This is a genomic window from Allobosea sp. P1_A7 (assembly GCF_056406775.1).
In genome coordinates this window covers 1-3,431 of the sequence record NZ_JBFTZN010000418.1, presented here as the reverse complement: position 1 = coordinate 3,431, position 3,431 = coordinate 1, and the positions used below count along the sequence as shown (strand labels likewise).

General features: G+C 67.9%; 4 protein-coding genes and 1 pseudogene. 4 read left to right on the top strand and 1 reads right to left on the bottom strand.

The genetic code is table 11. The features are described 5' to 3' along the window. The 4 genes from AC1D34_RS35415 to AC1D34_RS35400 form a co-directional block, all read left to right on the top strand. Nucleotides 1-456: DUF4153 domain-containing protein (locus AC1D34_RS35415; RefSeq protein WP_476826768.1), on the top strand; the 456-nt coding region annotated here is incomplete at its 5' end. A 13-nt stretch (nucleotides 457-469) separates the two neighbouring features. Then, a complete protein-coding gene (locus AC1D34_RS35410; protein ID WP_476826769.1) occupies nucleotides 470-1,174 on the top strand; it encodes a response regulator in 705 nt (234 codons plus the stop codon). Next, nucleotides 1,171-2,799 (top strand): sensor histidine kinase, encoded by a 1,629-nt coding sequence (locus tag AC1D34_RS35405; RefSeq protein WP_476826767.1) that lies wholly within the window; start codon nucleotides 1,171-1,173, stop codon nucleotides 2,797-2,799. The genes AC1D34_RS35410 and AC1D34_RS35405 overlap by 4 nt, the downstream gene beginning before the upstream one ends. Beyond that, nucleotides 2,792-3,211: a ribosomal maturation YjgA family protein gene (locus AC1D34_RS35400; RefSeq protein ID WP_476826766.1), complete on the top strand. Its 420-nt coding sequence runs from the start codon at nucleotides 2,792-2,794 to the stop codon at nucleotides 3,209-3,211. The genes AC1D34_RS35405 and AC1D34_RS35400 overlap by 8 nt, the downstream gene beginning before the upstream one ends. Before the next feature lie 92 nt (nucleotides 3,212-3,303). On the opposite strand, the pseudogene ccoS reads toward AC1D34_RS35400, so the two are convergent. After that, a pseudogene (gene ccoS, locus AC1D34_RS35395) lies at nucleotides 3,304-3,431 on the bottom strand (cbb3-type cytochrome oxidase assembly protein CcoS); the annotation flags it as partial.

The following is a 3,431-nucleotide window of genomic DNA, read 5'->3' as shown; positions in this document are numbered from 1 at the left end:
GTGCTGATCATCGTCCAGATCGTCGGGCGGAAATCGGTCAACTGGCTCGTCTCGGCCAATGCCGCCGCGCTGGCGCTGGCGCTCTACGCCTTCTGCTTCGTCAACACGCCGGCGGTGATCGCCAACTACAATTTCCGCCATTCCCAGGAGCTGCGCGGCACGGGCTCGCGACTCGATGCCGCCTATCTGACATCGCTCGGTCCCCAGGTGATCCCGGCCTTCGATCGCTACACGCCGCGCGTCGCCGCAGTTGGTCGCACAGTCCCCAATTCGACCTGGTCCTGGAACCCCAACAGGCTGCCGGGCAACCGTGGGTACATGGCCGATCGCCACCACAGGGAACAGGCGGATTGGCGGGCCTGGGGCTTTCGCGCGTGGCGCCTGTCGCGCTACTTGGCTAACACTCCCCATGCCCCGCTCGGGGGCAAGAGCAGCCCGGCCCCAGCCGACCAGTGACAGGCACGTGACGATGGCGCCCCGCATTCTTGTGGTCGATGACGACAGTCATATCCGCGAGGTCATCTGTTTCGCACTCGAAAAGGCCGGCATGGCCACGTCAAGCGCCCGCGATGGCGTGCAGGCCCTGGAGAGTTTTCGGCGGCAGCCGGCCGATCTCGTCATTCTCGATATCGGCATGCCCGAGATGGACGGGCTCGAGGTCTGCCGCCAGCTGCGCAAATCCTCCGACGCGCCGATCCTCTTCCTCTCGGCGCGGGACGAGGAGATCGACCGGGTACTCGGCCTCGAGATCGGTGGCGACGACTATGTCACCAAGCCGTTCAGCCCGCGCGAACTGGTGGCGCGCGTCACCGTCATCCTCAGGCGCACGCGCACCGGCCGCTCGGTCGGGGCCGCGTCGGTGGAGCCGCTTTCCTGGGGCGCATTGCGGCTCGACCCCGAGTCGCATCTTGCCAGCTTCGCGGGCAGGGCGCTGCCGCTGACGGGGATCGAGTTCGCGATCCTGAAGACCTTCGCAGCCCGTCCCCGCCAGGTCTTCAGCCGGGAGCAGATCCTGGAAAGCGCCTATGGCGGCGCGATCCATGTCGCCGACAGGACGATCGACAGCCATATCCGCAACATTCGCGCCAAGCTCGCGGCATCGGTCTGCGGCAGCGCCATCGACACCGTGCACGGCGTTGGCTTCCGCCTCGGACGCTGCGAGGCCGGGACGTGACGGCCTCTGCCTCGTCCCCGGCCCAGGTTGCCGTGAAATGGCGCCCCAATCTCAGCCTCATCGTCTTCCTGATGCTGACGGCGGTGCTGGCCTTGCCGCTCGTCGGGCTGTTCTTCTTCCGGATCTACGAGAACCAGCTCGTCCACCAGACCGAGGCCGAGCTGATCGCCCAGAGCGTGGCGCTCAGTGCCGCCATCCGGCGCGACTTCGAGAGCAACCTGCCGGCCGACGTCGCGCTGGGGGCTCACGTTCCGGCAACGCCGTCCTCGTCGGCGGACGAGCCGTTCAGGCCGATCCTGCCCAGTCTCGATCTGACGCGCGACAACCTGCTGGGCCGCAGGCCGGACGCGAAACCCGCGGCTGAGCCCGTCGGCGCAGCCTTCAAGGCTGCCGGCGAGCGGCTTTCGCCRCTGCTCCTGGATACGCAGACAATCACGCTCGCCGGTTTCCGCCTGCTCGACCCCCATGGCGTGGTGATCGCGGGCCGAGACGAGATCGGCCTGTCGCTCGCCCATGTCGAGGAGGTCGCCAAGGCGCTGCAGGGCTCGTTCGCCGCGACCTTGCGGCAGCGCGTCTCGAGCCACGCTCCGCCGCCGCTTTACTCGCTCAGCCGCGGCACCAGCATCCGCATCTTCACGGCGACGCCGATCATCCTGGGGGATCGCGTCGCCGGCGTGCTCTATGCCTCGCGCACGCCGAGCAATGTCTTCCGCCATCTCTATGAGGAGCGCGGCAAGGTCGTGCTGGCCGGCCTCTCCGTCGCAGCGCTCACCCTGCTGATCGGGCTTGCCTTTCACCGCACCATCACCCGGCCGGTGCATGAGCTGATCGCGCGTACGACCGCCATCGGTCATGGCGACCGCAGCGCCATGCGCCCGCTGACGAACCACGGCACCGCCGAGTTCGCGCGCCTGTCGCAGAGCTTCCTGGACATGGCCGGCAGCCTGAACAACCGCTCCGATTTCATCGCGACCTTCGCGGCCCATGTCTCGCATGAGCTGAAATCGCCGCTGACCTCGATCGAGGGCGCGGCCGAGCTGCTGCGTGACGATGGCGCCGGTGACGGCCCTGCGATGAGCGAGGCGAAGCGCCGGCACTTCCTCGGCAACATCATCGCCGACACGCATCGCCTGACCGCGATCACCAACCGCCTGCGGGAACTTGCCCGCGCCGAAAGCACGCCGACCGGCGGCACGACCAGCCTGTCTCCGGCAATCGCCGATCTGCAGCGGGATTTCCCCGGCATCCGGATTCGCGCCGAGGGGGCGCTCGACAGCGCCATCCGCATTTCGGCCGAGAACCTGCGCATCATCCTCAGCCATCTCACTGATAATGCGCTGCGTCATGGCGCGAGCGAGCTCGACATCGTCGCGGCCACGGAGGCGGACCGGCTCTGCCTCACCCTTCGCGACAATGGCAGCGGCGTGTCCCCGAACAACCGGGCGCGGATCTTCGACAGCTTCTTCACCACGCGCCGCGACAGCGGCGGCACCGGCATGGGATTGTCCATCGTCCGCGCCATGCTGAACGCCCATGGCGGATCGATCACGCTGCTCGACGACGAGCCCGGCACCACCTTCGCACTGGCCTTTCAACGGGCGCCCGGGGCGGAAACCCATGTCTGAGACAAGCGAGTCCGAGACGGGCCTGCGCTCGCGCGTGRTGATGATCGCCCTTTGCCTCGCAACGATCGCCGCTGGGCTGCTCCTGCGCCGTTTCGGGATGGGGCTCGGGCTGCCGTTCGGCGTCGTGAAATATGGCGGCTCGCTGCTCTGGGGGACGATGGTCTACCTTCTGCTGACCATCATCGCTCGGCGTCAGCCGGCATCCCGGCTTGCGATCCTTGCCGCGCTGATCGCGCTCTGCGTCGAGCTCAGCCGCCTCTATCACACGCCCTGGCTCGATGCCTTCAGGCTGACGACGCCAGGCGCGCTGCTGCTCGGGCGCGTCTTCTCGCCCTGGAACCTGGTGGCATATGGCGCCGGTATCGCGTTGGGCTGGGCGACGGACCGCCTCATTGCACGGGCGCGCCTTTAGCGCCTCGACACCGCCTCATCCCTTCCTTTCATGGGGGGCGCCGAGGGCTCGGGCCGAGCGGCGCCGTCGCGCTCCCCCGTCGCGATCCGGTCGTCCTTGTCATCGAGCAGAATGCGCTCGGCCGCTCCGTCGAGATCCTCATACTGGCCGCTCTTGAGGGACCAGAGGAAAGCGGCGAGCGCTGAGGCGCCGAGCAGGAGGGCCAGGGGCACGAGGAAGA

Bases quoted from the DNA above. Each gene is read 5' to 3' on its own strand.
- AC1D34_RS35410 (WP_476826769.1), top strand. From the start codon at position 470: ATGGCGCCCCGCATTCTTGTGGTCGATGACGACAGTCATATCCGCGAG.